This window comes from Nonomuraea sp. NPDC048892 (assembly GCF_040649735.1).
Classification (GTDB): Bacteria; Actinomycetota; Actinomycetes; order Streptosporangiales; family Streptosporangiaceae; genus Nonomuraea; species Nonomuraea maheshkhaliensis.
The window spans coordinates 234,781-260,361 of record NZ_JBEZFZ010000009.1 but is presented as its reverse complement, the minus strand read 5'-3'; the positions used below and the strand labels follow the sequence as shown (position 1 = coordinate 260,361).

At 72.7% G+C, this 25,581-nt stretch carries 19 protein-coding genes; 7 read left to right on the top strand and 12 right to left on the bottom strand.

What is annotated here, in order from left to right; translation table 11 throughout:
• Positions 1 to 54 precede the first annotated feature (54 nt).
• The 4 genes from AB0C28_RS29400 to AB0C28_RS29385 all read left to right on the top strand — a co-directional run bounded on the left by AB0C28_RS29400 (position 55) and on the right by AB0C28_RS29385 (position 4,300).
• Complete coding sequence (locus AB0C28_RS29400) at positions 55 to 1,416, top strand: M14 family zinc carboxypeptidase (protein ID WP_358078976.1); 1,362 nt, start codon at positions 55 to 57, stop codon at positions 1,414 to 1,416.
• Positions 1,417 to 1,547: 131 nt separating this feature from the next.
• Entirely contained in the window at positions 1,548 to 3,131 is a 1,584-nt protein-coding gene (locus AB0C28_RS29395) for an ABC-F family ATP-binding cassette domain-containing protein (protein WP_358078973.1), read from the top strand.
• A 165-nt stretch (positions 3,132 to 3,296) separates the two neighbouring features.
• Entirely contained in the window at positions 3,297 to 3,749 is a 453-nt protein-coding gene (locus AB0C28_RS29390) for an SH3 domain-containing protein (protein WP_358078970.1), read from the top strand.
• Positions 3,750 to 3,835: 86 nt separating this feature from the next.
• Positions 3,836 to 4,300, top strand: a complete 465-nt coding sequence (locus AB0C28_RS29385) for a proteasome activator (RefSeq protein ID WP_358078967.1) — start codon at positions 3,836 to 3,838, stop codon at positions 4,298 to 4,300.
• Positions 4,301 to 4,349: 49 nt separating this feature from the next.
• Here the strand turns inward: AB0C28_RS29385 and AB0C28_RS29380 are convergent, their stop codons facing one another.
• A complete protein-coding gene (locus AB0C28_RS29380; RefSeq protein WP_357835862.1) occupies positions 4,350 to 5,210 on the bottom strand; it encodes an SDR family NAD(P)-dependent oxidoreductase in 861 nt (286 codons plus the stop codon).
• A 72-nt stretch (positions 5,211 to 5,282) separates the two neighbouring features.
• On the opposite strand from AB0C28_RS29380, the gene AB0C28_RS29375 reads away from it, so the two are divergent.
• The gene (locus AB0C28_RS29375) at positions 5,283 to 6,212 is read left to right on the top strand and encodes a LysR family transcriptional regulator (RefSeq protein ID WP_358078964.1); all 930 of its coding nucleotides are present in this window, start codon (positions 5,283 to 5,285) and stop codon (positions 6,210 to 6,212) included.
• A gap of 93 nt (positions 6,213 to 6,305) precedes the next feature.
• On the opposite strand, the gene AB0C28_RS29370 is transcribed toward AB0C28_RS29375, so the two are convergent.
• The 6 genes from AB0C28_RS29370 to AB0C28_RS29345 all read right to left on the bottom strand — a co-directional run bounded on the left by AB0C28_RS29370 (position 6,306) and on the right by AB0C28_RS29345 (position 13,214).
• Positions 6,306 to 6,902: an ATP/GTP-binding protein gene (locus AB0C28_RS29370; protein ID WP_357835856.1), complete on the bottom strand. Its 597-nt coding sequence runs from the start codon at positions 6,900 to 6,902 to the stop codon at positions 6,306 to 6,308.
• Complete coding sequence (locus AB0C28_RS29365) at positions 6,883 to 7,233, bottom strand: DUF742 domain-containing protein (RefSeq protein ID WP_346115520.1); 351 nt, start codon at positions 7,231 to 7,233, stop codon at positions 6,883 to 6,885. The genes AB0C28_RS29370 and AB0C28_RS29365 overlap by 20 nt, the downstream gene beginning before the upstream one ends.
• Positions 7,230 to 7,655: a roadblock/LC7 domain-containing protein gene (locus AB0C28_RS29360; protein ID WP_106245737.1), complete on the bottom strand. Its 426-nt coding sequence runs from the start codon at positions 7,653 to 7,655 to the stop codon at positions 7,230 to 7,232. The genes AB0C28_RS29365 and AB0C28_RS29360 overlap by 4 nt, the downstream gene beginning before the upstream one ends.
• On the bottom strand, positions 7,648 to 10,314 hold the full coding sequence (locus AB0C28_RS29355; protein ID WP_358078961.1) for a nitrate- and nitrite sensing domain-containing protein: 2,667 nt from the start codon (positions 10,312 to 10,314) through the stop codon (positions 7,648 to 7,650). Before AB0C28_RS29355 ends, AB0C28_RS29360 begins: the two co-directional genes overlap by 8 nt.
• A 333-nt stretch (positions 10,315 to 10,647) precedes the next feature.
• Positions 10,648 to 12,213, bottom strand: coding sequence for a hypothetical protein (locus tag AB0C28_RS29350; RefSeq protein ID WP_358078958.1), 1,566 nt, complete (start codon positions 12,211 to 12,213; stop codon positions 10,648 to 10,650).
• The gene (locus AB0C28_RS29345; protein WP_357835847.1) at positions 12,210 to 13,214 is read right to left on the bottom strand and encodes a hypothetical protein; all 1,005 of its coding nucleotides are present in this window, start codon (positions 13,212 to 13,214) and stop codon (positions 12,210 to 12,212) included. The genes AB0C28_RS29350 and AB0C28_RS29345 overlap by 4 nt, the downstream gene beginning before the upstream one ends.
• A gap of 65 nt (positions 13,215 to 13,279) precedes the next feature.
• On the opposite strand from AB0C28_RS29345, the gene AB0C28_RS29340 reads away from it, so the two are divergent.
• A complete protein-coding gene (locus AB0C28_RS29340; RefSeq protein ID WP_358078956.1) occupies positions 13,280 to 14,530 on the top strand; it encodes a transposase in 1,251 nt (416 codons plus the stop codon).
• A 21-nt stretch (positions 14,531 to 14,551) separates the two neighbouring features.
• Here AB0C28_RS29340 and AB0C28_RS29335 read toward each other — a convergent pair whose 3' ends face one another.
• From AB0C28_RS29335 to AB0C28_RS29315, 5 genes are all read right to left on the bottom strand, one after another.
• Entirely contained in the window at positions 14,552 to 15,580 is a 1,029-nt protein-coding gene (locus tag AB0C28_RS29335; protein ID WP_358078954.1) for a hypothetical protein, read from the bottom strand.
• Positions 15,564 to 17,399, bottom strand: a complete 1,836-nt coding sequence (locus tag AB0C28_RS29330; RefSeq protein ID WP_357835839.1) for a hypothetical protein — start codon at positions 17,397 to 17,399, stop codon at positions 15,564 to 15,566. Before AB0C28_RS29330 ends, AB0C28_RS29335 begins: the two co-directional genes overlap by 17 nt.
• A gap of 2 nt (positions 17,400 to 17,401) precedes the next feature.
• Complete coding sequence (locus AB0C28_RS29325) at positions 17,402 to 20,497, bottom strand: tubulin-like doman-containing protein (protein ID WP_357835836.1); 3,096 nt, start codon at positions 20,495 to 20,497, stop codon at positions 17,402 to 17,404.
• 25 nt (positions 20,498 to 20,522) lie between these two features.
• Positions 20,523 to 22,769, bottom strand: a complete 2,247-nt coding sequence (locus AB0C28_RS29320) for a vWA domain-containing protein (RefSeq protein ID WP_358078950.1) — start codon at positions 22,767 to 22,769, stop codon at positions 20,523 to 20,525.
• Positions 22,770 to 23,018: 249 nt separating this feature from the next.
• Positions 23,019 to 24,167: a hypothetical protein gene (locus AB0C28_RS29315; RefSeq protein WP_358078947.1), complete on the bottom strand. Its 1,149-nt coding sequence runs from the start codon at positions 24,165 to 24,167 to the stop codon at positions 23,019 to 23,021.
• Between the two features lie 133 nt (positions 24,168 to 24,300).
• On the opposite strand from AB0C28_RS29315, the gene AB0C28_RS29310 reads away from it, so the two are divergent.
• The gene (locus tag AB0C28_RS29310; RefSeq protein WP_358078944.1) at positions 24,301 to 25,497 is read left to right on the top strand and encodes a transposase; all 1,197 of its coding nucleotides are present in this window, start codon (positions 24,301 to 24,303) and stop codon (positions 25,495 to 25,497) included.
• Positions 25,498 to 25,581: the final 84 nt, after the last annotated feature.

The following is a 25,581-nucleotide window of genomic DNA, read 5'->3' as shown; positions in this document are numbered from 1 at the left end:
GACCTTGAGCTTCTCCACGATGCCGACCAGCGCCGGTCATGCGCACACTGGGATGTGCTCGACCGCCTTGATGAAGAACTCGACACCGTTCCCGACTTCGACCGGTTCGCCACCGTGGACGAGGTGCACGACCATCTCGCCGGGCTCGCCGCCGGCCATCCCGACGTGGCCACGCTACGCCGCGTCGGCACCTCCCGGCTCGGCGACCCCATGCTCTGCCTCACCGTCGGCGACGGCCCCCGCCACGCCATCGTGGCCGCCGGGCCGCACCCCAACGAGCCCATCGGCGGCCTGACCGTCACCCACCTCGCCGGCCGCCTGTGCCGGGACGCGGAGCTGCGCCGCGCCACCGGCCTGACCTGGCACATCGTGGGCTGCCTCGACCCGGATGGCACCCGGCTGAACGAGGGCTGGTTCGCCGGGCCCTTCACCAAGACCCACTACGGCAGGCACTTCTACCGGCCGGCCGGTGACGAGCAGGTCGAGTGGACGTTCCCGTTCGCGTACAAGAGGGCCTACTTCGACCGCGTGCTCCCCGAGACGCTGGCGCTGATGCGGCTGATCGACGACGTCCGGCCGGCGTTCATGACCACGCTGCACAACGGCGAGTCCGGCGGCGTCTTCTACTACCTCAACCGCCCGGAACCCGAGCTCCAGGACGTGCTCAAAACCCTGCCCGGCCGGTACGGCGTGCCGCTGCACGCGGGGGAGCCCGAGCACCCGTCGGTCAAGCAGCTGGAGCAGGCCGTCTACCTGACCCCGACGATGGAGGACGCCTACGACTACTTCGAGGCGCTCGGCCAGGACCCCGTCGAGCACATCGGCGGCGCCGCCAGCGACTCCTACATCAAGAAGTACGGCACGCTGGGCCTGACGGCCGAGATCCCCTACTGGACCGACGCCGCCGCCGACGACACCACGCCGACGTCCACCCGCTACCGCGACCTGCTGCACGCGCACGCGGCCGAGCTGCGGGACACCTCCGACGTGCTCGAACGGGTGCTGTCGGCGGTCACGCCCGACCTGGTCACCGGCTCGCCGTTCCTGCGCGCCAGCCGGTGCTTCATCCCCATGGTGGCCGGGATGGCCGACACCCACAGCGGCCGGGCCGGGGCGCCCGAGCACGAGCGGCCCGCCACGGTCGCCGAGCTGGCCTCCTGCCGCGACACCGTGCACAGCGTCCGGCTGCGCTTCGGCGGCATGCTGCTGCGCACCCTTGAGGGCGAGCTGGCCGTGGGCAACGGCACCCGGGCCGTCCGTGACGGCGCGCGGGAGCTGGCGGAGACGTACGACCGGTGGTGCGCGGAGGCCGAGGCGGGCGCGGCCGACGAGACGATCCCGATCCGCCACCTGGTGGCCATCCAGTACGGCGCCATCCTCGCCGGCGCGGACCGGGCGGTGCACGGGCACCGTTGACGAAAATCGCGTGGCGGGCCGTCGCGGCCCGTCCGTAAGATGACCCGCATGTCTACGCCCCGAACCTCCTAGCCAGGACACACGCCTCCCCGCCACCCGTGTGTCCTCTAGTAGTTCCGGAGCGAGATCCCATGCTGACCTTCCGTGACATCGCCGTGCGCGCCGGCGCCGGCCTCCTCATGTCGGGCGTCACCGCCCACGTCGCCCCCGGCGACCGCGTCGGCCTCGTCGGCCGCAACGGCGCCGGCAAGACCACCCTGATGAAGATCCTCGCCGGGGGGCTCCAGCCCGCCACCGGCGAGATCGTGCGCACCGGCCCGATCGGCTACCTGCCGCAGGACCCGGCCGCCGCCGACCCCTCCCTCACCGTCATCGACCGCGTCCTGTCGGCCCGCGGCCTCGACCTGGCCCTGCGTGACCTGCGGGCCGCCGAGAGCGCGCTGGCCGAGTCGGGCGACGAACGCTCGATGGCCCGCTACGCCGCCGCCGAGGCCGAGTTCCAGGCCCGGGGCGGCTACGCGGCCGAGGCGGGCGCCGCTCGCGTGGCCGCCGGGCTCGGCCTGCCCGACCGCCTGCTCGACCGGCGGCTGGGCACGTTGTCCGGCGGGCAGCGGCGCCGGGTCGAGCTGGCCAGGGTGCTCTTCGGCGAGCCCGGCGTCATGCTGCTCGACGAGCCCACCAACCACCTCGACGGCGACTCCGTCGCCTGGCTGCGCTCCTACCTGACGGGCTACTCCGGCGGGCTGGTGCTCATCAGCCACGACACCGGCCTGCTGGCCGACGTGATCAACCGGGTCTGGCACGTGGAGCAGGGCGCGCTTGAGGTGCACAACACCGGCTGGCACGCGTACCTGGCCGACCGCGAGGCCGACGAGCGGCGCAGGACACGCCTGCGGGCCGCCGCCGAGCGCAAGGCCGCCGCGCTGCGGACGCAGGCCGACCGCATGCGGGCCAGGTCCGCCACCGCGGTCCGCGCCAGGGACATGGCCCGCCGCGCCGACCGCATGCTCGCAGGCACGCGGCCGGTCCGCCGCGCCGAGAAGGTGGCCCGCGTCCGGCTGCCCGACCCGGCCCCCAGCGGCCGGATGCCGCTCGGCGCGATCAGCCTGACCAAGTCGTACGGGGGCGTGCCGGTGCTGGACGGCATCGACCTGGCCGTCGACCGGGGCAGCAGGCTGGTGGTGCTCGGCCCCAACGGCGCGGGCAAGACCACGCTGCTCAAGCTGCTGGCCGGGCACGAGCGGCCCGACTCAGGAAGAGTCGTGCCCGGCCACGGGCTGCGGCTCGGCTACTTCGCCCAGGAGCACGACACCCTGGACCCCGCCTGCACGGTCGGCCGGCACCTGACCGAGGCCGCCCCGCAGCTGAGCGACGGGGAGGTACGGACGGTGCTGGGGTCGTTCCTGTTCGGGGGCGACGACGTGGACAAACCCGTCGGGGTGCTGTCGGGCGGCGAGAAGACCCGGCTGGCGCTGGCCGGGCTGGTCAGCTCCCGGGCCAACGTGCTGCTGCTCGACGAGCCCACCAACAACCTCGATCCGGCGTCCAAGGCGGAGGTGCTGGCCGCCGTGGGCGCCTATCGCGGGGCCGTGATCATGGTCACGCACGATCCGGAGACCGTGGACGCGCTGCGGCCCGACCGGGTGCTGCTGCTGCCCGACGGGCTCGAAGACCTGTGGAACGACGGCTACACCGACCTGATCGGCCTCACCTGAGGCCTGATGCGCGGACCGAGGCACCACGGTGGCGGTCACGCCGTCGGGCGGCGCGGGCCGGATGGGGGACAGCGCCCTGTGGTGCCTTTTGCCGACATGACGGACTTGTTGATGAGAGTCAATGATCGGAGTGTCGATGGTGGAGGACTGGAGAGGAGTCGTCCGATGGGTACTGCGAGGTCGTGGCGGGCCGCCCGGGTCGCCGGGACCGCGGCGGTGGCGGCCCTGCTCGCCGGAGTGATCGCGGCGCCGCCCGCGCTCGCTGCCGAGTACGGGACGGTCGCGACCGACGGCCGGATGCTCAACATCCGCACGGGCCCGAGCACCGCGTACGCGATCGTCGGCCAGCTGCGGAACGGCACCACGGTGCGGATCTACTGCCAGATCGCCCGTGAGGAGATCGTCGGGCTGTACGGGCCGACCCGGCTGTGGGACAAGATCCACAGGGACCGGGAATGGTACGTCGCCGACGCGCTCGTCCACACCGGCACCATGAAGCAGGTGGCGCCCACCTGCCTCGCGGGCGCCGGCGCGGCGGGACCGAGCAGGGTCGGCCGGCTGGAGGCCGAGCGAGCCGAGCGCGCGGGAGTCAGGGGCGACGCGCGCAGAGTCGGCTGACGATCACGTGGCGTGAGCGGCGCGTACGTGGGCAGGGTCCTTCGTGACCGCGCTTGCGAGCGATCAGCGACCCACAGGACGCCGACATGACATCAGCACCTGTTCCCGGCCCGCCGGACAGGCCGGGCGGGCCCGCCCGGCCTGCCGACGCGCGCGAGGCCGCGCAGGCCGAGCTCGGGCGCGTGAAGGAGCCGGCCAGACTGCTGCGCGTGAGCACCATGGCGCGCTCGCTGCTGGACGAGGCCCGCGGGCTCTCCCTCGACGAGCACGCCCGCGACCAGCTACGGCACATCCACGCGCGGGTGGTCGAGGAGATCGGCGAGGCGGTCGCGCCGGAGCTGAGGGACGAGCTCGAACGCCTGCTGCCCCCGTCGTCCGAGGTGCTCAGCCAGGCGGAGATCCGGATCGCGCAGAGCCAGCTCGTCGGTTGGCTGGAGGGCGTCTTCCAGGGCATCAAGATCGGGTTGAGCTTCCAGCAACTGGCCGGCCCGCCGCCCACCGGCCCCCAGGACCGCCCGCCGGCCGGTCCGGGCGCGGGCCCCTACCTGTGAGCGGTGACGGTTCGGCGGCCGCGGGGGCGCGGAGGAGCCGTCCTGCGGCTCACGGGCTCCATGGCAGGACCTTGCCGTAGCGGACGAGCTGCCCGTAATGGGCCGGATCGACCGGGTCCAGGGCCAGGTCGAGCAGGGGCCCGGCGGCCCGGGCGGGGGAGGCGGCGGCGGAGACGTCCCACCACAGGCCCGAGGTCGGCGTGTTGATCATGCCGGGGCAGACGGCGGCCACCAGGATGCCCCGCCGGGCGTCCTCGGCTCGACGCAGGCCGGCGAAAGCCCGTACGGCGGCCACCTGGGCGATCTTGGCGGGGATGTTGACGAAGGCGGGCCACGCGCCGGCCCGGGCACTCCCGTCCTTGACGGCGTCGCGCCAGGCCGCCACCTGCTTGTCCACCTCCTCCAGCGACGTCAGTCCGTCGAAGTGGCGGTGCAGCACAGGCGCCAGGTGGTGCAGCGTGCCCAGGGAGCTGGCCACCACGATCAGCCGCCCGCCGTCCCGCACCAGGGGGCCGAAGGCGCGCAGCAGCCGGGTGGTGCCGAAGTTGCTCACCTCGGTGTACTCGTCCATCAGGGTGCGCGGGTCGTCGCCCGGGCCGATGCGCATGACGGCGTTGCCGAACACGACGTCCACGCCGCCGTGCCGTTCTCTGAGCCGGTCGGCCAGCCGCGCGGCCGTCTCCTGCCCGGTGACGTCGAACAGCTCGCCGCGCACGCGAGCCCCCGTACCGACCTCCCTGGACAGGCGCTCGGCGGCCGCGGCGACCCGGCCGGCGTCGCGGCCGGTCAGGTAGACGGTGTCGGCCGGGGTCAGGCGGCGGGCCAGCCCTTCGACCAGGGCCAGGCCGAGGCCCTGCGTCGCGCCGGTGACCAGGGCGACCCTGGGGGGTTTCGTTGTGGTTCGCGTCATGGTGGACAAGCTAAGGACGCAGGAGGGCATGCGTCCAACGAGAGTTCATCACCTGTGGTATGCGTAATCGTCATGGCCCTCACCGATGCCTCGCTCACCGCCCTGCGGGTGTTCCGCGAGGTGGCCGAGCGCGGCACGCTCACCGCGGCGGCCTCCGCCCTCGGCTACACGCAGTCCGCCGTCTCTCGCCAGATCTCCTCGCTCGAACGCGCCGCGGGCGCGCCCCTCCTCGAACGCCGCCACGACGGCGTCCGGCTGACCCCGGCGGGCCGGGTCGTGCTGCGCCACGCGGCCGTGGTCGTCGACCAGGTCGACGCGGGCGCACGCGAGCTGGCCGGCCTGCCCGGCGATCTCGGCACGGTCCGCCTCGGCTGGTTCGCCAGCGCGGGCGCCGTCCTGGTGCCACGCGCGCTCGCCGCCCTGCGCGAGAGCCATCCCGGGATCACCGTCACCACACGGGAGGGCGGCTCGCCCGCGCTCGTCCGCGCCCTGCGCGCCGGCGCGCTCGATCTGGCGCTGCTCGGCTCCGCGCCGCCGTTCCGGCCGCCGGACGCCGAGACGCCCGCGCTGGAGGTGTGTACCCTCACCGAGCGTGCCCTGCGGGTGGCCGTTCCTGACACCCATCCCCTCGCCCGCGGCGACTACATCGACGCCGCCGACCTGCACGGGCAGCGCTGGATCGCCGGTCCAGGCAGCGCGGCCACCGGAGGGGCGGGCGACAGCACCGGCATGGGCGCGTGGCCGGGCCTCGACGAGCGCCCGGAGATCGCCCATTCCGCCCGCGACTGGCTGGCCAAGCTCAGCCTCGTGGCGGCCGGCTGCGGGCTGACCACGGTGCCCGCCATGCTCGCCGCCGTCGCGCCGCCCGGCGTCCGGGTCCTGCCCGTACGCGGGGGGCCGAGGGAGCAGCGCCGCCTCCTGCTGGCCAGGCTGCCGGGCCCGCTGCCCGAACCCGTCGCCCGGCTCGCCCAGGCACTGCGCGCCGCCGCACTCAGCCGCTGACCCTGGATCGGGCAGTCGCCCCGTTCAGCCGGTGCCCCCCGCTTACACAGGTGCCCGCTCAGCCGGTGACCCCGGCTCGCGCGGGAACCGCGCTCAGCCGACCCCGGCGCCGAGGCCCTTCACCGCGTACGTGACCAGCGTCGTCAGCACGTCCCTGACCGACGCGCGCTGCCGTACGTCGCACAGCACGATCGGGATGACCTCGTTCAGCCCCAGCGCCCGCCGTACCTTGCCAGGATCGTACCGGCGGGCGCCGTCGAAGCAGTTCACCGCCACCACGAACGGGATCCCGCGCTGCTCGAAATAGTCCACCGCGGGGAAGCAGTCCTGCAGCCGCCGGGTGTCGGCGAGCACGACCGCGCCGAGCGCCCCCAGCGCCAGTTCGTCCCACATGAACCAGAACCGGTCCTGCCCGGGCGTCCCGAACAGGTAGAGCCACAGCCCTTCCCTGATGGTGATGCGGCCGAAGTCCAAAGCCACCGTCGTGGTGGTCTTCGACTCCACGCCCGAGGTGTCGTCCACGCCGATGCCCCGGTCGCTCAGCAGTTCCTCCGTGTGCAGCGGCCGGATCTCGCTGATCGTGCCGACCAGGGTCGTCTTGCCGACACCGAAGCCGCCCGCGATGAGGATCTTGATGGCCAAGGCCGAGGCGACCGCGGTCGTCCCCGGCTCAGAGGCTGCGTAGTCCATGCAGCACTTCCCTGTAGATGCGTTCATCGATCGTCTGGGCGGCGGGGCGCGGCCGGTCGATGGTGACCAGCCCCTCGCCCCGCAGGTCGCCCAGGATCACCCGGGTGATGTTCAGCGGCAGCCTGAGGTGCGCCGCGACATCCGCGACAGGTGTCGGCCTGCGGCACAGGGCCAGCACGGCGCGATGCTCGGGGATCAGGTCCGTGGGATCGCCGGCGTCGGCGGCCGTCGTGACGATGGCCACCAGGTCGAACGCCTCCCCCTGCGGCCGCGCCCGGCCGCCGGTCAGCCCGAAGAGCCGGATCAGCGGCCCGGGATCCTCCCCGGTCATGGTCTCACGCCGTTCCAGGCCGGTGCCGGTGCCGCTCCCCTCGGGTGCGCGGAAAGGTGCTCGCCTACCCGCTTGACCATCAGGGCCATCTCGTACGTGACCATGCCCAGCTCGGCGTCGGCCGTGGCGATCACGGCGAGCCGGGCGCCCTGACCGGCGGCGGTGACGAACAGGAAGCCCTCGTCCATCTCGATGATCGTCTGCCGTACGCCGCCCATGCCGAAGTGCCGCCCCGCTCCCATGGCGAGGCTGTGGCTGCCGGCGGAGATGGCGGACAAGTGCTCGGCGTCCTCTCTGGTCAGCGCGCGGGAACTGCCCATGGACAGCCCGTCGGCGGACAGCACGATGGCGTGCCGGACACCGGGGACGCGCTGGATGAGGTCGTCGAGCAGCCAGCTCAGTTCACTTCTGGGGTCAGGCATGGGGTTGGTCGTCCTTTCCGTTCTGCATGTCTCGCTCCTGCTTGGCCTGGCGGCGCCCTTGCTGCCAGCCCCGTTGCATGGACGACATGAGCTGTGCGAGCTCCTCAGGCGAGCGTCCGGCCCGTGCCCCGCGTTCGGGGCGGGCGTCGACGCGCAACTGGGGAGCGAGGCTTGCCTGCGGGATCCGCATCGGCAGGCCGTCGAGATCTTCGTCCGCCTCCTGGGCGGGAACGGTGACGCTCCAGCCGGTGGGCGGGCCGGCTGTCCTGGAGGGGCCGTCGCCGCCTCCAGGTCCGCCTTGAGGAGGCACGGTCGCATTGCCCGGCACCCGGCCGTGAACGGGCCTGCGCGGCTGCTCGGTGGCGTTTCCGGGAGCCGGGCCGCGTGCGGGAACGGAGCCGTTCCCGAACTCCCCGGCCCCGGCCATTCCAGTCGGGCCGGTGGCCCGCGCCGGGTCCGCGCCGCCAGGGGCGGCGGGGCCGGGGTCGGCCGGGCGGGGCCGGTCGGAGGTCGCCGGCGGGTCGGTGCGCATCGGGTCGCTGGCCCTGAGCGGGTCGGCGGCGCGCAGGGCGTCGGCGACGCCGATCGGGCCGGTCGTGAGCACCGGGCCGGACTCCGCCGGATGCGGCGGGTTCGCCGGAGCCGCCTCGAACCAGGTCGCGCGGTCCGGCTCCGGCGCGATCGTCACCCCGCGCCCCCGACCGTCCGACGGCGCCATGCTCAGCGCCCGCACCGGCCGGCCGGTGCCGGGAGCGGCGGCGATGGCCGGCGGCTCGGCGCCGGCGAGCAGGGTGGCGGGCAGCAGCACGATCGCGGTGGTCCCGTCGTACGGCGACCGCCGCAGCACGATCTTGATCCCGTGCCGGGCCGCGAGCCGGGACACCACGAACAGCCCGAGCCGGTCGGTGTCGGCCAGGTCGAACTCGGGCACGTCGGCCAGCCGCGCGTTCAGCTCGCTGAGCACGGCGTCGTTCAGGCCCAGGCCCCGGTCCTCGACCTCCAGGGCGAGCCCGTTGGCCGCCGTCACACCGCGCACGTGCACGGTCGTGTTGGGCGGGGAGAAGACGGTCGCGTTCTCGACCAGCTCGGCGATCAGGTGGATGACGTCGGTGACCGCGGCGCCGAGCAGCAGCGGCGCGTTCGGCATGGGGGTGACCGTGACGCGGGTGTAGTCCTCGACCTCCAGCACCGCCGCGCGCACCACGTCGAACACCGGCACGGGGTCGCGCCAGCGGCGGGCGGGGGAGGAGTCGGACATGATGATCAGGTTCTCCGCGTGCCGCCGCATGCGGGTGGTCAGGTGGTCGAGCTTGAACAGGTCCTCCAGCACCTGGGGCTCGTCCACCCGCCGCTCCATGGTGTCCAGGAGCGCGAGCTGGCGGTGCAGCAGCGCCTGGTTGCGCCGGGCGAGGTTGAGGAAGACCTGGCCGACGCCCTTGCGCAGGGCGGCCTGGCCCACGGCCGCCTCGACCGCGGTGCGGCGTACGGCGGAGAAGGCGTGCACCACCCGGTCGACCTCGGCGGTCTCGGCCGGTGGCAGGCCCGGCGCCTCGGTGGCCGGGTCCACGTCCTCGCCCCGGCGCAGCCGCTCGACCAGCCGCGGCAGCCGCTGCTCGGCCAGCTCGACCGCGGAGCCCTGCAGTCGCATGAGCTCGTCGATCAGCGAACGCCCGAACCGGTACGACAGTGCCAGCGACGCGACGACCACGGCCAGCCCGATCAGCAGGACCACGCCGATCCGCCAGTACGCCCCGGTCTTCTGCGCCTCGGCCTCGGCCGCGACCCTGGCCAGCTCGGTCTGGGTGTCCCGGTTGATCCCGCCGATGATCGCCTCGGTGTCCCTGCGCCACGCGGCCGGGTCGACCGGCGGAGCGCCGTCGGTGTCCCAGCTGAACAGGATGTCCTCGACGGCGACCAGCCGCTTGTACGGCTCGCTGGCCACCAGCCGGTCGTAGTCGGCGCGCAGCTCGGGCCCCGCGTCACGCTCGGCGTTGGCGAAGACGAGCCGGCGGGCGGTCGTCGCGGCCACGAACGCGCCTCGGTCGGCGGGGGTCATGTTGCGGTGCACGATCGTGGTGGTGAGCACGGCGTGCTCGCGGCCGAGGTATTCGGCCGTGGCGGAGAAGGCGGCCATGCCGCGCACCCCGCGGAAGGACGACACGTCGCTCAGCGCGTCGCGGTCGGTGAACTGGCGGTTGGCGGTGGCGATCAGGTTGTCGTACGCCTGGATGATCGTCAGCGGCGGCGCCAGCACGCCTCCGTCGGCCGAGGCCCGCAGCGCCTGCAGTCCGTCGAGCGCCTGCACCATGCTCTGGACCTGGGCCGGGGTCTCGCTGTCGTCACCGTCCACGTCCACGGTGGCGATGATCTCACGCAACCGCGTCACCTGGGTGTCGGTGATCCGCCGCTGGTCGGCCAGCGGCCGGAAGTCCGCGGTGCCGTCCGGCGCCTCCGCCGAGAGCTGGCGCTCCTTCTGCAGCTCGACGATCAGTTGCAGCACCGGCTCACCGATGGCCTCCCACCGGTTCTGGTTCTGCGACACCGTGATGATCTCTTCGACGCTGGAGTAGGCGATGAACCCCCAGAGGGCCACCATGGAGACCAGCGGAAGCAGGAGGATCCTGAGCAGCTTCGTACGGATCGGCGGGGGCGAGCTCATCCTTGTGTCCAATTCTCGACGTGTGACGCGCGTCGCTGGGCGGTCGTGGACCTTGGTTCCGCCCCCCGAGGTTGCCCGCCACGACCGAGTGCGCCTGTGGTTGCTCCACTATGCCTACGGGGCAGATGTACTTCAAGGTAGAGATGCGAAGATTCATCGCGAATGGTGGGTTGACTCTTTGTCAACATACGGTTCGTGACCGTAACTGCCCATCTCTCACCGACAGTGACGGTATTTGAAGATTCACTCGTGGGTTCTCGGCCCCGTGACCGCCCCCCGCCACGCGGGAATACGGGGAATACGCGGGATTACGGGGGAGTCCGGGGACTCGCGTCAGCGGAACAGGATAACGATCTGGAGAACGAGCACGAGCGCCAGCGCCACCGCGACCATGAGCCACCGGGGTTCGAGCCAGTCGGACCCGCCGCGGCCCTTCTTCTGCGGGGCGTCCGGGGTCAGCAGGTCGCGCAGGATCGGGTTGATGTGGTTGTCGGGCAGCAGGCGCTCCAGATCGGGGATCAGGTCGGGGATCCGGTTGCGCACCTCCGAGGGCTGGCGGGTGGCCGTCCAGACGCGGACGTCGGTGAGGATCTCCATGGCCTCCTTGACGGTCCTCGCCTCGGCCAGGTCGGCCTGGAAGAGCTCGAAGACGTCCCGCCCGGCCGGCCCCCGCGCCCCCTGCGCCCGCTTCTCCTGCTGCCGGGCCTCCGTCTGGGCCTCCGTCTGGGCCTCCGGCGGGCTCGTCGCCGGGACCTTCCTGGGCTCGGCGTCGCCGGACCGGGCGGCTCGCGCCGGCTGGGACCGGGCGGCCGCGGGCCGGGACGCCGGCTGCGACGGTGACGAAGCCGGGGCCGATGCCGGGGGAGACGAAGCGGCCGAACCGGCCGAAGGCGGCGAAGAGGGCGCGCCGGAGGCCGGTGTCCGCGTCGCCGGGTACGGGCTCTCACGCGCCGGCGGCCGGGGCGCCCACGTGTCCGCCGACGCGCCCCCACCTGCGGGCGTCGCCGGGTCGGCGCGGCGCGTGGGTGTCGCGGGTTCGGACCGGTCGGTGGTCGCCGGGTCGTAGGTGACGGTCTCCAGCAGCCGGATGCGCTCCTCCACCGGCGTCGCGTCCGTGATCCCCGCCCTCCTGATCACCGCCACCAGCTGCTTGCGCGCGTACGCCGCCACCGCCATCGCCGCGATGTCCCCGTACCGGTCGGCCTGGTCCGGCGCCCGCAGATCGACCCGCGCCCGGCGTGAGGCCCGCGACGACGGCCCCGGCCAGCCCTGGAGGAAGACGACCTCGGCCCCCTGCTGCAGATCGTCGCTCTCGTACGTGGAGAACGTCTCGGGATAGTGCCCCAGCAGCAGGTCCAGGATGTCCACCAGCCCCCACAGCTGCACGACGGCGTCCCCGCCCGACGCCACCGACAGGGCGGTCCTGCCCCGGGAGCGCAGCGCCTCGGAGACGATCGGCGCGAGCGCCGCCGCCCCGGCCCGCGCCTGCCGGTCGAGCGCCGCCCCCGCCTCGGAGTACGGCTCGATCATCCGGGCCAGGTCGAGCGGCACGTCGTCGGCGGGCAGCAGCGAGGCCCAGCCGGGAGCCAGCGCGAGCGCCTGGCGCACGTTCGGCATCGGCGAGGGCAGCGAGGCCGAGCCGCCGAGGTACGCCTGCACCTGGATGGTCCGCCTGCTGTCCGACCCGCCGGTCCGCGTCCGGGCGAGCACCACCACCCGGCCGTCCACCACGAGCCGGCAGACGCTGACGCCGGGCGCGGGCCCTGGGTCGAGCCAGGGCCCGAGCTGGTGGTACCAGCCCGCGGTCTCCGGCAGGGAGGAGCGGACGGGACCGAGACCCGTGCGCTTGTTGTCCCATTCGAACTGGATCCAGTCGATGCTCGAATAACGCCCCATCATGTCCCCACCTCGGGATAGCCGCGCAGGACGCCGGTCATGGCGAACAGCGAGATCAGGGGCGAAAGGACGCGCCGCGGGCGCACGCCCCTGGGGAAGCGCCCGTCGGCCGCGGTGCCTCCCGTGGCCGAGACGAAGTGCAGGGTGCACTTGCGGCACTTGTCGTACGGGCTGAGCCACGCCTGCGCGCCCCGCCGGTGCAGGAAGGCGTAGACGTCCCTGCTCTCCTTCAGGACGTCGGCCGGGTCGAGCCGGTCGGGGTCGGCGTACAGCCAGGTGTCGACCGGGTCCTGGAAGCGTACGGCGTCGCTCTTGGTGACCGCGATGACGGCCGGGACGTCGAGCCGCCCGCCCGACTTGGGCAGCCGGTCCAGCACGGCGCGGAAGGAGTCGTCGCCCAGCCTGGCCGACCTGGTGGCGGCGTCGATCACGAAGAGCAGCCCGCCGACGGCGGGCACGAACCTGGTCGCCTCGTGCGTGGCGCTGCGCAACTGCTCGCCGGCGATGTCGAAGAAGGCCACCGCCGTGGTGTGCGTGCCGTCGTTGACCAGCAGCGCGTCAACGGGTTCCGCGGTGGACCTGTGGGCGGTGCGCGACAGGGCCTCCCGCTCGACGACCAGCGGGTTGACGTAGGAGTCGACGTACTGGGCGTGCCGCTCGATGTCCACGGCGTCCGTGGTCAGCCCGTACGGACGCAGCCCGCCCTGCTCGATGGCCCCGATCATCGAGGCCAGCAGGTGCGTCTTACCCGTCTCAGGCCCGCCGACCAGGCCGATCACCAGCGGCCTGCCGTGCCGGACGTAGGTGTAGGGCAGGTGGTGTTCGAGGCCCGGGTCGGCGACGGGGGCCGGGCAGCGCACGTGGGCGGCCCGCAGCAGGTCCTCGCGGCGGGCCCCGGTCACGTTCTCCAGGGAGAGCGGCTGGTAGCGGCCCGCGGGGGTGCGCTCGTAGAGCTCGTCCTCGCTCCAGTCGAACTCGTGCAGGCAGATCGGGCAGAGGATCACCGGTTCACCATGTACCAGCAGGGTGAAAGCTCCGTTCCTTCAGGGCGGGGAGGAAACGCGTAACGGTGGGGCACTTCTGTCTCCCGGTTCTGTCGGTGTTGATCGGTAGATTGATCGGCGTGTCTCGCTATCGGCTTCAGCCCACGCCTGCGCAGGAGCGGGTGCTGCTGGAGCATTGCGGGCATGCCCGTTTCGTGTGGAATCTGGCGGTGGAGCAGCACGCGCACTGGAAGCCGGGCCGTAAGGGCGCGCCGGGTTTCGCCGAGCAGTGCCGTCAGTTGACGGAGGCTCGGGCGGAGTTCGCGTGGTTGCGGGCGGGTTCCATCGTCGTCCAGCAGCAGGCGCTCAAGGACTTCGCGCAGGCGATGGCGAACTTCTTCGGCAAGACCCACAAGCGGCCGACGTGGCGCAAGCGCGGACGGAGCGAAGGGTTCCGGATCGTCGCGGTCAAGGCGGGTGTTGTGCGCCGCCTGTCCCGCAACGTGGGCGAGGTGAAGATCCCGAAGGTGGGGTGGGTGCGGTTGCGCTGGTCCCGCGCCGTCCCCGAGGGAGTGAAGTCCTACCGGGTGACCCGGGACCGAGCGGGCCGCTGGCATGTCGCCTTCGCCGCGATCCCCGAACCGATCCCCGCACCGGGGACGGGTGAGGTCGTCGGCGTGGACCGGGGGCTTGCCGTCAGCGCTGCGTTGTCCACGGGGGAGCTGCTGAAAGTTCCCGGCCTGCGTGACACGGAGAAGGCGCGTCTGTCGCGTCTCCTGCGCAGGCTGGCCAGGGCACAGCGCGGATCCAGCCGCAGGGCCAAGGTCAAGGCGGCCGTCGCCCGGCTGAAGGCCCGCGAAACCGACCGCCGCAAGGACTGGGTGGAGAAGACCTCCACCCATCTGGCCCGCCGCTTCGATGTGATCGCCGTCGAGGACCTGAAGATCGTCGGTATGACCCGTTCGGCCAAGGGGACGCTCGATGCGCCGGGCCGCAACGTGCGCCAGAAGGCCGGGCTCAACCGGGGTGTCCTGGCCGCCGGCTGGGGGCGGCTGGTCGAGCGGCTGGAACACAAAGCTCCCGGCCGTGTCCGCACGATCGACCCGTGTTTCACCTCGCAGACCTGCAACGCCTGCGGGCATCGCGCGGCGGAGTCGCGAGAGAGCCAATCTCGATTCCGCTGCCTCGCCTGTGGGCATCTGGACAACGCCGAGGTCAACGCGGCCCAGAACATCAGGGATACGGCGGCAGGGCATGCCGTCGCCGCGCGGGGAGGCTCGCCGCTGGGCGGGCCGGTGAACCGCGAACCTCAACACGACCTCCTCCTCGTGGGGTAGTTGTCGTTGGAATCCCCGCCTTCAGGCGGAGGAGGATGCCAACAGCCACAGGACGAGGAGCAGGACGAGCAGCACGGCCAGCGGCAGCCAGCGGGTCAGCCAGGTGCGCCGCGGCTCGTCGCCGGTCGGCGCCGGCTGGACGCGCGTGCGGTCGTCGAAGGCCGGGGCGGCCGGGGCGGCGGTGGCGGCGGTGGCGTCAGAGGGATCGCGCCGCGCCTCGCGGGCCCGGTCGAAGGCGACCCGGCCCTCCTCCAGCGCCAGATCCTGCTCCACGGGAATGGACTGCATCGGGTCGGGCGCCCGCAGCCGGGCCAGCACCTCGCCGGCCGTGGGAGGGGCGCCGGAGAAGACGTCGTGGACGGCCTGCAGCGCCGGGGTGGCGGCGAGGTCGGGCCGGTCGGCCACGTCGCGGCCGGTGATCGTCCGGTAGAGCACCATGCCCGCGCTCCAGAGGTCGTCGGAGGTGGAGGCCACGCCCACCCCCTCGCGCTGCGCCGGGGAGGCGTAGGGGGCCTCGCCCAGGCGCAGCCGCCGGGTGCCGGCCAGGGTGGCGTGGCTGAGGTCGGTGAGCTGCACGGTGGTCCCGTCCCAGCGCACGGTGGACGGGTCGATGCGCCGGTGCACGATGCCGCAGGCCGACAGGATGCGCACGGCGCGGAAGAGGCTGACCTGCAGCCCCCGCTGCTCGGCGATCAGCAGCGCGCCGTAGTACCGGGTGACCGGCTCGCCCCTGCGGTCCGACAGGAGCACGAACGGCTCCTCCGCGTCGAGGCTGTAGCCGAGCAGCCGGGGCAGCTCGGGCGGGTAGTCCCCGCGCAGCCGGGTGAGCAGCCTGGCGCCCATGCGGGCCTCGTTCTCCAGCAGGTCGTAGAGGTATTCGCGGTCACGGCCCTCGGCGCGCGGGACCCGCCGCTGCACAAGGCGGGTGCCCTGGACGACGAGGGTGAGCCGGCGTTCGAACGGGTCGTGCCACGGCTCCGCCTCCACCTCCCAGGTCACCGGATCGCCCTCAGGGGTGTTGAAGCTCAGCGGCTCAGGTTCCATCCCCACTCCAGTTCTCCTCCACCGTCCCCGGCCGCAGCGGCACCAGCCGCAGGGTGCCGGCGTACTGGCCGGACCTGGTCCACACGACGCCGGGCGGGTTGCCCTGGCCCCTGACCGCCCTGGGCGCGAACCGCACCGCGGACGCCTGCCGCAGCAGCACCGCGAGGTCGCGGTCGCCGCACAGCTGCAACATCTGGCCGCCCGGCTGCGCCCGCAGCGCCCGCACCACCTGCTGGGACTGCCGCCACACCGCGTCCACGAGCTCCTGGCGGCCCGCGTCGCCGGTGCCGAAGTCGGGCCGCTCCTGCACGCCCCGGTGGACCAGGTGGTAGCGGTACTGCCGGAGCGTCTCGTCGATCCGGCGATCCAGCCCGGCCTGGACGTCGCGGTAGCCGCCGTGTTCGAGTGCGGTCCAGCCGGGCTCCAGCCAGCCCGTCACCGCGTCCAGCAGGTCACCGGTGATCACCTCGCGCAGCTGGCCGCCCCGGTCGCGCAGGCGCACGGTGACCTCCTCGTCCAGCGCCGGGCTGGCGGCGGCCTGGCCGGCCTCGGCCCGGCTCCAGTCCATCAGTGTCCCCGCCACCTGCCCGCAGGCGTCGTTCAGCGCCGCCGCCAGGGTGCGGGCGGCGTCGGAGGTGTGCGTACGGGCCTGGCCGAGCATCCACTCGCTGGCCGCCACCCGTTCCAGGCGTGAACGCAGCTCGTCCAGCGCCGTACGGGCCGGGCCGAGCGACAGCTGCTCGCGCCACCACGCCCGCGAATGCCGCCAGAAGACGAACCGGTCGAGCAGCGTGGCGGGGAAGTCGGCGGGCGCGTGGAGCGCGTTGAGCAGCTCGTCGGGGCAGATCCGCCACAGGTCGGCGACGAAGGCGGCGCTGCCGATCGGCGCGCTGTGGTCGGCCAGCAGGCGCAGCCGGGACACCAGCCGCGTCAGGCTCCTGCGCTCGGCCAGCGCCGACTCCACGTCCGCGCGCAGCTCGGCGACGATCTCGGTGGCGCCCATGCCGGCCGGGGTGGCGAACTTGACGCCGTGCGCGGCCAGCGTCTCCTTCGCGCCCTCGTCGGAGTGGTCGACGTCGGCGAACAGCCGCGCGACCGTGTCGCGGAACTCGGCCAGCGCCTTGCCCGCCGCGATCACCTCGCCGACGATGGCCGCCCGCGCGGGGGCGGGGCTGAAGTAGCTCAGCTCCTCCAGCGCTCTGGCCGCCCGGTCGATCTGCTCGGCCGCGCGGCGGTGCATCCGGTCGAGCGGGCCGTCGGGGACGAGCGGGTCGAGCAGGTCGGCGGGCAGGTCGACGGTGCCGCTGAGCACCGGCAGCGCGGTGGCCAGCGGCGAGCTGAAGGTGGCCGTGTCCTGCTGGGCGGGCCCGCGGAAGCGCTCGGAGACCTCGCGGAACGCCTGGGAGAGCACCTCGGGGTCGATCCGCCCGGCCACGATGCGCCATCCCGGGGAGGCGGTGCCGTACGGGATGTCGCCCAGCCCCGAGACCACCTCGTCGAACACCTCGGGCTGGCTGAGCAGGTCGATGAGGATGGCCTCGGAGCTGACCTCGGGCCCGAGCGCCGCCTCGCCGGTGTCGGCGTCCCAGAGGATGCCGCGCGGGTCGCCCACCCACAGCACCCGCCGGCGCTCGCCGTCCAGCGCCGGCGGCAGCCGCAGCTGCGGCCCCACCGCCACGACGAGCACCGACCGGACCAGGCGCGAGCTGAACACGTCCTGGAGCACCCGCTGACCGGCGGCCAGCCGCTCGGTGTCGGCGACCACCAGGACCCGGGCGCCGAGCCGGTCCGGCTCACCCTTGCGCAGGTCGAGCACGACGACCATGCTCACTCCTCGACGAGCGCGTCCAGGTCGCGCAGGTTGTAGGCGACGGCCTCGGCGACCCGTTCGAACGGCAGGTCCAGCGCGGACGGCAGGGTGTGCGCCCAGAAGGCGATGAGCTGGTCGGCCCGGTTGCGGGCGCCCGAGGGCAGCTTGGGCGCCATGATCTCCAGCAGGCCGAGCTGGTCCGCGGCCATGCGGGTGACCTCGTGGTAGAGCGGATGGGGCAGGCTGAGCGTGCCGGCCAGGCCGTTCGGCGTGGCGTCCATGAGCTGCGCGCTGATCAGGCTGCGGAACTCCTCGTCGCCGCTGAGCACCCACTGCTCGTAGGCGCGCAACATGCTCGGCCACGACGACGCCTTGCCGTACCCGGTGAGCGGCAGCGTCATCGAGCCGCCCTCGATGTCGATCCTGATCCGCGCCGGCGAGCTCGTCTCGCCCTCGACCACGCTGACCTGCCCGTTCCACAGCAGGCAGAGCAGCCGGTGCAGGATGCGCACGCGGTGCTCCTCGGTGGTGGCCAGGTAGCCGAAGTCGTAGCCGAGCCGCTGGCGCCACTTCAGGTAGTCCTGCGGGCGCTCGTCGTGCAGCGCCTCGGCCCAGCTGTGCAGCACCTCGCGCAGCTCGCGCACCTGGGTGACGCTCATCGAGGTGCGCAGCTGCACGACGGTGACCGAGTCGGCGTCGATGTTGCGGTAGTCGGGCGTGCCCGGCAGGTCGATCCGGTCGCGCAGGAACCGCTCCAGGTTGAGGTCCTTGGCCGGCGCCGGGTAGGAGACCAGCACCTTCAGCTCGCCCGTGCCGTCGGGGGTGAAGCCGCCCGGCACCAGGTCGGCCAGCTTGAGCTGGAACTGCCGCACCTGCGGGTCGTCGCCGCCGCCCGTGGCGGCCTGGGCCAGGATGTCGGCCAGCGAGGGCAGCAGCGGCTGCTCGCCCAGCGCGGACGCCTCGTCGCGGTCCTTGAACAGCTTCTTGACCTCCAGCTTGAGCCGCTCGCGCACCCAGTTGAGCGCGTCGGCCGGCGTGCCCGTACGCCAGGCCAGGTCGTAGGCGTGCCGCCAGCCCTCGGGGCCGATCAGCGCGTTGACCACGCCGGCCTCCGTGTCGGTCGGGCGCAGCATCTGCCGGGCGACGAAGACGTCCACGAAGCGGCGTACGACCGCGTCGTAGAACGCCTCCGCCCCGGCGGGCGGCAGCAGGTGGTAGACGCCCACGCGCGTCTCGTACAGCTCGCCCGCCCGGCGGGCGAACCGCTCGGGGTCGTTCTCGGCGTGCTCCACGAACACCTGGGTGAACTCGCGCACCTCGCGCAGGAGCTGCTTGCGCCGCGGCTCCCAGCGGGGCATCTGGTCGGCCCAGGCCCGGTGCCAGAGCGCTTGGCTGCTCCACAGGTACCAGGCGTCCTGAGCGGCGAGCCAGGCCTGCACCACGGGGTCGGACCACTGCACCTTGCGCAGCAGCCGGTCGCGCATCGGCCCGGGCTGCGGGGGAGCCTCGCTCATGCCCTCGAACGGCTTGCGCGGCTGCGCCCTGCGGTGGTCGAGCAGCCCGGCGAAGCCCAGCCGGTCGGCCTCGTGCACGTCGCCGGGCAGGCCGACCACCACACGCCGCAGCCGGAACGGGTCGACGTGGCCGAGCCCCTCCATCGCGCCCCTGCGCACGTCCATCTCCTGGGCCATGAGCGGCACGCTGCGGCTGAGCGCCCGTTCGAGGGAGACGAGGTTGTCCTGCATCTCCCGCATCCGGTTGGCCAGCGACTTCTGGATGTCGGCCGCGCCCGTGGCCGGGCGGGCCTCGGGCGGCGGCAGCGGCGCGCGGGTGTGCAGCGGCTCCAGGTTGGTGGTGGTGAACATGCGGCGGATCTCGTCCACGTTGGTCTCGGCCGCGCCCGGCGGCACGGCGTCGAGCTGTGTCACCGCGCGGGCCAGCAGCCGGGAGCTGACCAGGTCGGCCAGTTCCTCCACGGGCACGGTCATGGAGGAGACGAAGGCCGTCGAGACGCCCCGGTTGCCGATGCCGGAGGCCGCGGGCACATCGCGCTCGACGGCTCGGTTGATGAAGTCGTCGGCGAAGGACGACTCTCCCCGGTCCTCCATGCCGCCGGCGGCATCGGCCGCGGTGCTCGGCCGGGTGCCGGCCAGCGAGACGACCAGCGAGGCGATCGAGCGGTGCAGGTCGTCGCGCTGGACGCCGGGTGGCATTGTGAACAGGAACGCGGTCTGCACCGTGCCGGTCGCCAGCCGCACGTCACCCCTGGTGGGGTAGCGCACGCCCAGCTCGCCGACGATGCCCTGCTCGTCCACCTGTGTGCCCGCGTGCGGCGCGTTCTGGTCGTCCACCAGCCGGAACAGGTCCAGCAGGCTCGAACCGGCGTTGAGCCTGGCCCGGCGCCCGCCGCCCTTGCCCTCGGTGAACGCCGACGGCATGACGACCAGCGGGTGGATGCGCGCCCTGATGCCGCTGCGGGCGAAGGCGTCGCCGATGAGGTGCAGGTAGTCGTAGAAGATGCCGCTGCCGGTGCCGCCCGCGACCGAGTAGGCCACGAACACGTCGCAGCGCCGCCGCAGCCGGCCGCCGAGCGCGGCCAGCTCGCCGCCGGAGTTGCTGATCGCGCCGATGGCGTCCTCGACGCCCTGGATGACCGGCCCGACGCCGTGCCGCATCCGCTCGAACAGGGCCGCCCTGGCCACCGTGGGCAGCTGGCCCGCGCCCCGCATCAGCGGCGCCACCAGCGGCTCCTGCTCGCGCGGCGGCAGCCAGTCCTTCACGTGGTCGCCCAGCGTGGCCCGCAGGCTGCGGGCCACCTCCGGGTAGGAGTCGAACTTCGGCACCACGTCGTGGATCAGATGGGCGGTGCGGGCCGCCGCGGGGAACTCCTTCTCGGTCGGCACCACCCGCCGCCGGGTGCGGTTCAGCTCGTCCTCGTTGAGGTCGACGTAGACGAACTGCAGGCAGGAGGGCAGCTCGTACGGCTGGTAGTTCTGCCAGCTGAAGTTCCTGATCAGGTCCATGCCGTCAGGGCCGCACAGCTCGTCGCGCAGCCAGCGTTCCAACTCCACCCCGACCCGGCAGCCGGTGCCGCCGAGTCCAACGAACATCATCGGATCGAAGATCCTCATGCGCCCCTCACAACAGGTCGTCGCCTGGCATCGGTCTGCGGGTACTGGTCTGCTTCTGCTGCTGCTCGGCCGGGCCATACGCGGGCTGCTCGGCGCCCTGGGCCCGGCGGTCGTCAACGCCCAGGTAGAAGACCTTTTCGCCGGGCAGGGCGATCGGCCGGCTGGGGAAGAGCGGGTCGAGCCGCCGCCCCGACGGGTCGGTCACCAGCACCGACCTGCCCTCGCCCCGCCGCACGGTGTAGCCGGTGCCGTACGTGCGCACGAGCCGCCCGCCGGTGACGTCGAAGCCGAACTCGGGGCCCTCGCCGAGCGGCGCCTGCAGCCGGCTGATGTACGGCTCGCCCGGCCGCTCGAACAGGTGCAGCGTCAGCTCGCTCGGGTCGGCCGCGCGCTGCCGCCTGCGCCGCCTGACCATCAGGAACGCCAGTCCGGCGGCCACCACGACGAGGAGGATGAGCAGCGCCTGGAGCGCCCGCAGCCACATCGGTGTGGGCCGCTGGACCTCGACCTGCACGAAGTCCTCGGCGACCACCTGCCCGGCCGCGTCCACCACCTGCACCTGGCCGCCGACCTGCCCCTCGGCCGCGCCGGAGCCGACCCGGAGGGTGAACGCGTGCTCGGACGTGCCCGCGGGCGCCTGGAGTTCCTGGGCCGACAGGGTCACGGTGCCGGGAGCGTCGAGCAGCCGCAGGCCGAGCCGGGCGGGCTCGCCGTCGTTGGTGACGCCGACCGTGCCGGAGACCTCCCCGCCCGGCTCGACGGTGGCCGCTTCGAGCCGCACCTGGCCGCGCAGCCGGTCGGCCGGACCGGCGATCCTGGTCTCGTACGGACGCTCGTCGCCCGCCACGCCCGGCCCGGTCACCTTGCCCAGGAAGGACAGCGTGCCGGTGGCCGTGCCGGGGACGGCGACCTGACCGGAGAACTCGCCGTCGTCCTTGGCCCGGTCGGCGCCCCCGCCCGTGTCGCCGAGCTCGATCGGCGTCTCCTGGAAGCCCTCGCCGGTGAGCCTGGCGGAGAAGCGCAGGCCCTCAAGCGCCGCCGGGTCGGAGATCGTGCCCGTCCTGGTCTGCAGGCGCAGCCGCACCGTCACCTGCTCGCCTGGACGGGGCCGCGGGTTGCTCAGGGAGATCGAGGCCCGCAGCGCGCCCTGCCACACGACGGTCGCGCTGACGTCCTGGCGGTCGACGCCCGGCGGCGACTTGAGCTGGATGCGCCACTGGCCCGGCACCGGGTTGCGGATGCGCAGCGACTCCACCGGGCCGGCCTCGCCCGCGGCCTGGAACGTCGACTCGTTCTGCTCGCCCTGCTTGGGCACCTGGGTGCCCTGGGGGTCGAAGTAGGTGACCTGCACCCGCCGGTCGCGCTTGACCACCACGATCGAGCCGTCGGTCGCGATGATCGGGATGGTGACGTGGAGGTCGACGGTGGCGCCCGAGTCGAGCGAGTCGGTCACCGAGTCGCCGATGCCCGCGCACCTGGCGTAGGCGAACGCCTCCAGCAGCGAACGCTCGACGTCCTTCGAGTCGGCGACCACCCGGGCGCGCGGCGTGGCCGACTCCTGGCCGCCGCACGGCTCCCGCCAGCCGCCCGCGGCGAAGGCGTCGAGGCTGGACTTGTCGGCCGAGCCGAAGCCGAGCGGCCAGATCTGCACCTTCGCCCGCTCGGCGTCCTTGAGGCCGCTGCCGATCTGCTTCTGGGCGTTGCGGTTGCGGGATTCGGCGTCGGCGCCGTATTGAGGGCTGCGGGCGACGTCGAGCACGCCGTCGGTCAGCAGGAACACGATCTTCGAGCGCTGCTGGTCGTCGGGCTCGTTCATGATGCTCAGCGCCTGGTCGAGGGCGGCGGCGTGGTCGGTGTCGTTGCCGTCTGAGCCCTCCCTGCGGCGTAACCGCTCCACGCACCGGCTCAGCGACTCGCGGTCCTGGGCCGTCTGCACCCCGGTCAGCGGGCACACGATGTCGACGGCGGACTGCCCTGGGCCGTTGGAGCTGCCGAAGCCCACCACGGACACCTGCGAGCGCGGCGACAGCTCGCTGAGCGCGATGAGCTGGGCGGCGGCGCGCTCACGCGCGACGTCGGCGCCCGACAGGCTGCCCGACTCGTCGACCAGGATCACGACGCGGACGGGCTTGACGTCGTCGGCCGGCGGCGCGGCCTGCGCCGCAGGGACCGGCGCCGCGGCGGCGGTGACGACGGCGACGGTCAGGGACGCGGTCAGCGTGAAGAGGGATCTGAGGGATGGAGTGACGCGCACATTTCCTCACAGGTTCCGTTTTCTTATCCGCTGAACGGAGAGCGGCGCCGAGAAGTTTCTGCCGGGGTTTTGGGCGTGTTTTCCATTCGTTTAAGGATGTCCGAAAGTCAACCTCCATGCAAGGTTCAACAGGATCTTAAAGGGAGGCAAGGCGGTGCGGGGGATGGAGTGGTGAGCGGGTATCCAGGTTCGACCCAGTCACCTGACTTATCCGGATTTATGGGGATTTTCCCGGTTGTTGTAAATCCGTCAGTAAACGTCGGCGGCGGAGAGCCGGTCCTTCATGATCAGCAGGACGGCCACGAGCGCGGTCCACCCCGTCTGGTGCGCCGCACCCAGGCCGGCGCCGTCGTCGCCGTGGAAGTACTCGTGGAACTGGATCAGATCCCGCCAGTGCGGATCCTCCTGGAAGGTCCGCTGCCCTCCGTACACCGGCCGCCGCCCGCCCGCGTCCCGCAGGAAGAGGCGGACCAGGCGGGCGGAGATCTCCTCGCTCACCTGGTAGAGGGTCATCCGGTTGCCCGAGCCCGTCGGGCACTCCACCGTGAAGTCGTCGCCGTAGAAGGCGTGCAGGTGCTGCAGCGCCCGGACGATGAGGGCGTTGACCGGGAACCACACCGGGCCGCGCCAGTTGGAGTTGCCGCCGAACAGCCCGCTGTCCGACTCGGCCGGCAGGTACGCCACCCGGTACTCCTGCTCGCCCACGTGGAACGTGTACGGGTGCGCGGCGTGGTGCCGCGACAACGAGCGGATCCCGTACGGGCTCAGGAACTCCTCCTCGTCGAGCATGCGCGCCAGCACCCGCCGCAGCTTCCGCTCGTCCAGCAGCGACAGCATGCGCCGGCCGCCGACGCCGGGCCGGTCGGCCGCCGACATGCCCGCGGCCAGGTCGGGATGGCGGCGCGCGAACTCCCTGACCCGGTTGTACAGGCGGGCGTCGCTCTCGTCCGGGCGCGGCGTGAACACCGTCGTCGCGCAGAGCGGCAGCAGCCCCACCAGCGAACGCACCTTGAGCCTGACGGCGTCACCGCCGGGCAGGCGCAGCACGTCGTAGAAGAACCCGTCCGCCTCGTCCCACATCTCCTCCTTCACCTCGCCGATCCGGTCGGTCGCGGCGGAGATGCGCAGGAAGTGCGTGGCGAAGCGCACGGCCAGATCCTCGTACGCGGGCGAGCGGTCCGACAGCTCGGCGGCCAGCTGCAACATCGTCTGCGTGTAGAACGCCATCCACGCCGTGCCGTCGGCCTGGTCGAGCGTCCCGCCGGTCGGCAGCGCCGCGCTGCGGTCGAACACGCCGATGTTGTCCAGGCCGAGGAAGCCGCCCTGGAACACGTTGCGGCCGTCCGGGTCCTTGCGGTTGACCCACCAGGTGAAGTTGACCAGCAGCTTCTGGAACACCCGCTCGATGAAGTCCAGGTCCCAGGCAGCGAACCCCTGACCAGTCAGGTCCGCGCTTCACAGCAGTCCTTCCGGGTTTTGTCGGTATCGGCCGATACCGTGGTCGTCTCGTTACCGAACGTTGGAGGTGGGAGTGCGCAGGTCGTTCAAGTTCCTGCTGCGCCCCACCAGCAAGCAGGCCGCCGCGCTCACGCAGTGTCTGGAGGATCACCGGCAGCTGTACAACGCCGCGCTGGAGCACCGGCGCACCGCCTACGCCAAGGCCGGTGTCGCGGTCCGCTACGGCGACCAGTCGGGCGAGTTGAAGCACATCCGCGCCGACGACCCCGGCGGTCAGGGTCGCTGGTCGTTCTCCTCCCAGCAGGCCACGCTCCGCCGCCTGGACAAGGCGTTCGCGGCGTTCTTCAAGCGCGTCCGCGAAGGCCGCACGCCGGGCTTCCCCCGTTTTAAGGGGCGCGGCTGGTTCGACACGGTCGAGTGGCCCAAGGACGGCGACGGCTGCCGCTGGGGCTCCCAGCCCGAGCACCCCACCGCCACCTACGTCCGGCTGCAGGGCATCGGCAACATCCGCGTCCACCAGCACCGGACCGTGAAGGGCCGGGTGAAGACGATCAGCGTCAAGCGGGAGGGCTCCCGCTGGTACGTGGTGTTGTCGTGCGAGGACGTACCCGCCGAGCCGCTGCCCGCGACCGGCGCGGTCAACGGGATCGACATGGGCGTCGCCTCGCTGGTCACCACGAGCGACGGCGAACACGTGGCCAACCCGCGTCACCTGGCCATGTCCGCTTACCGTCTCGCCGCGGCGCAGCAGGACCTGGCCCGCAAGAAGCGGGGCAGCAAGCGTCGCCGCAAGGCCGCCGCACGCGTGGCCGCGCTGCACTCCACGGTGCGACGGCAGCGCCTGGACGGCGCGCACAAGGCCGCCCTGCGCCTGGTTCGCGAGTATGACGTGATCGTGCACGAGGCGCTGAACGTCGCGGGCATGACCAGGCGTGCCACGCCCAAGCCGGAGGACGACGGCGGCTACCTGCCCAACGGCGGGTCCGCGAAATCCGGACTCAACCGAAGCATCCACGACGCGGGTTGGGGGGTGTTCCTGACGATCCTGTCGCACAAGGCTGAAGGCGCCGGTCGAGAGCTGATCGCGGTGAACCCTGCCAACACCTCCCGCACCTGCTCGCGCTGCGGGCACTGCGCGAAGGAGAACCGCCTCACCCAAGCCGTCTTCCGATGCACGGCATGCGGCCACACCGCGCACGCCGACGTCAACGCGGCCAAGAACATCCTGAGGGCAGGGCTTGCCCTTCGCGACGCTGCGGAAGCGGCCTAGCGAGAAGCCGCTCCCTTCAGGGAGCGGAGGAGTCACCTACGCAGCATCCTCCTCGTACGAATCCCTGCCTCATCCCCGGACGGT

Bases quoted from the DNA above. Each gene is read 5' to 3' on its own strand.
- AB0C28_RS29325 (WP_357835836.1), bottom strand. From the start codon at position 20,497: ATGATGTTCGTTGGACTCGGCGGCACCGGCTGCCGGGTCGGGGTGGAG.
- AB0C28_RS29380 (WP_357835862.1), bottom strand. From the start codon at position 5,210: ATGACGCGAACCACAACGAAACCCCCCAGGGTCGCCCTGGTCACCGGC.
- AB0C28_RS29395 (WP_358078973.1), top strand. From the start codon at position 1,548: ATGCTGACCTTCCGTGACATCGCCGTGCGCGCCGGCGCCGGCCTCCTC.
- AB0C28_RS29350 (WP_358078958.1), bottom strand. From the start codon at position 12,213: ATGATGGGGCGTTATTCGAGCATCGACTGGATCCAGTTCGAATGGGAC.
- AB0C28_RS29355 (WP_358078961.1), bottom strand. From the start codon at position 10,314: ATGAGCTCGCCCCCGCCGATCCGTACGAAGCTGCTCAGGATCCTCCTG.
- AB0C28_RS29360 (WP_106245737.1), bottom strand. From the start codon at position 7,655: ATGCCTGACCCCAGAAGTGAACTGAGCTGGCTGCTCGACGACCTCATC.
- AB0C28_RS29365 (WP_346115520.1), bottom strand. From the start codon at position 7,233: ATGACCGGGGAGGATCCCGGGCCGCTGATCCGGCTCTTCGGGCTGACC.
- AB0C28_RS29375 (WP_358078964.1), top strand. From the start codon at position 5,283: ATGGCCCTCACCGATGCCTCGCTCACCGCCCTGCGGGTGTTCCGCGAG.
- AB0C28_RS29390 (WP_358078970.1), top strand. From the start codon at position 3,297: ATGGGTACTGCGAGGTCGTGGCGGGCCGCCCGGGTCGCCGGGACCGCG.
- AB0C28_RS29370 (WP_357835856.1), bottom strand. From the start codon at position 6,902: ATGGACTACGCAGCCTCTGAGCCGGGGACGACCGCGGTCGCCTCGGCC.
- AB0C28_RS29385 (WP_358078967.1), top strand. From the start codon at position 3,836: ATGACATCAGCACCTGTTCCCGGCCCGCCGGACAGGCCGGGCGGGCCC.
- AB0C28_RS29330 (WP_357835839.1), bottom strand. From the start codon at position 17,399: ATGGTCGTCGTGCTCGACCTGCGCAAGGGTGAGCCGGACCGGCTCGGC.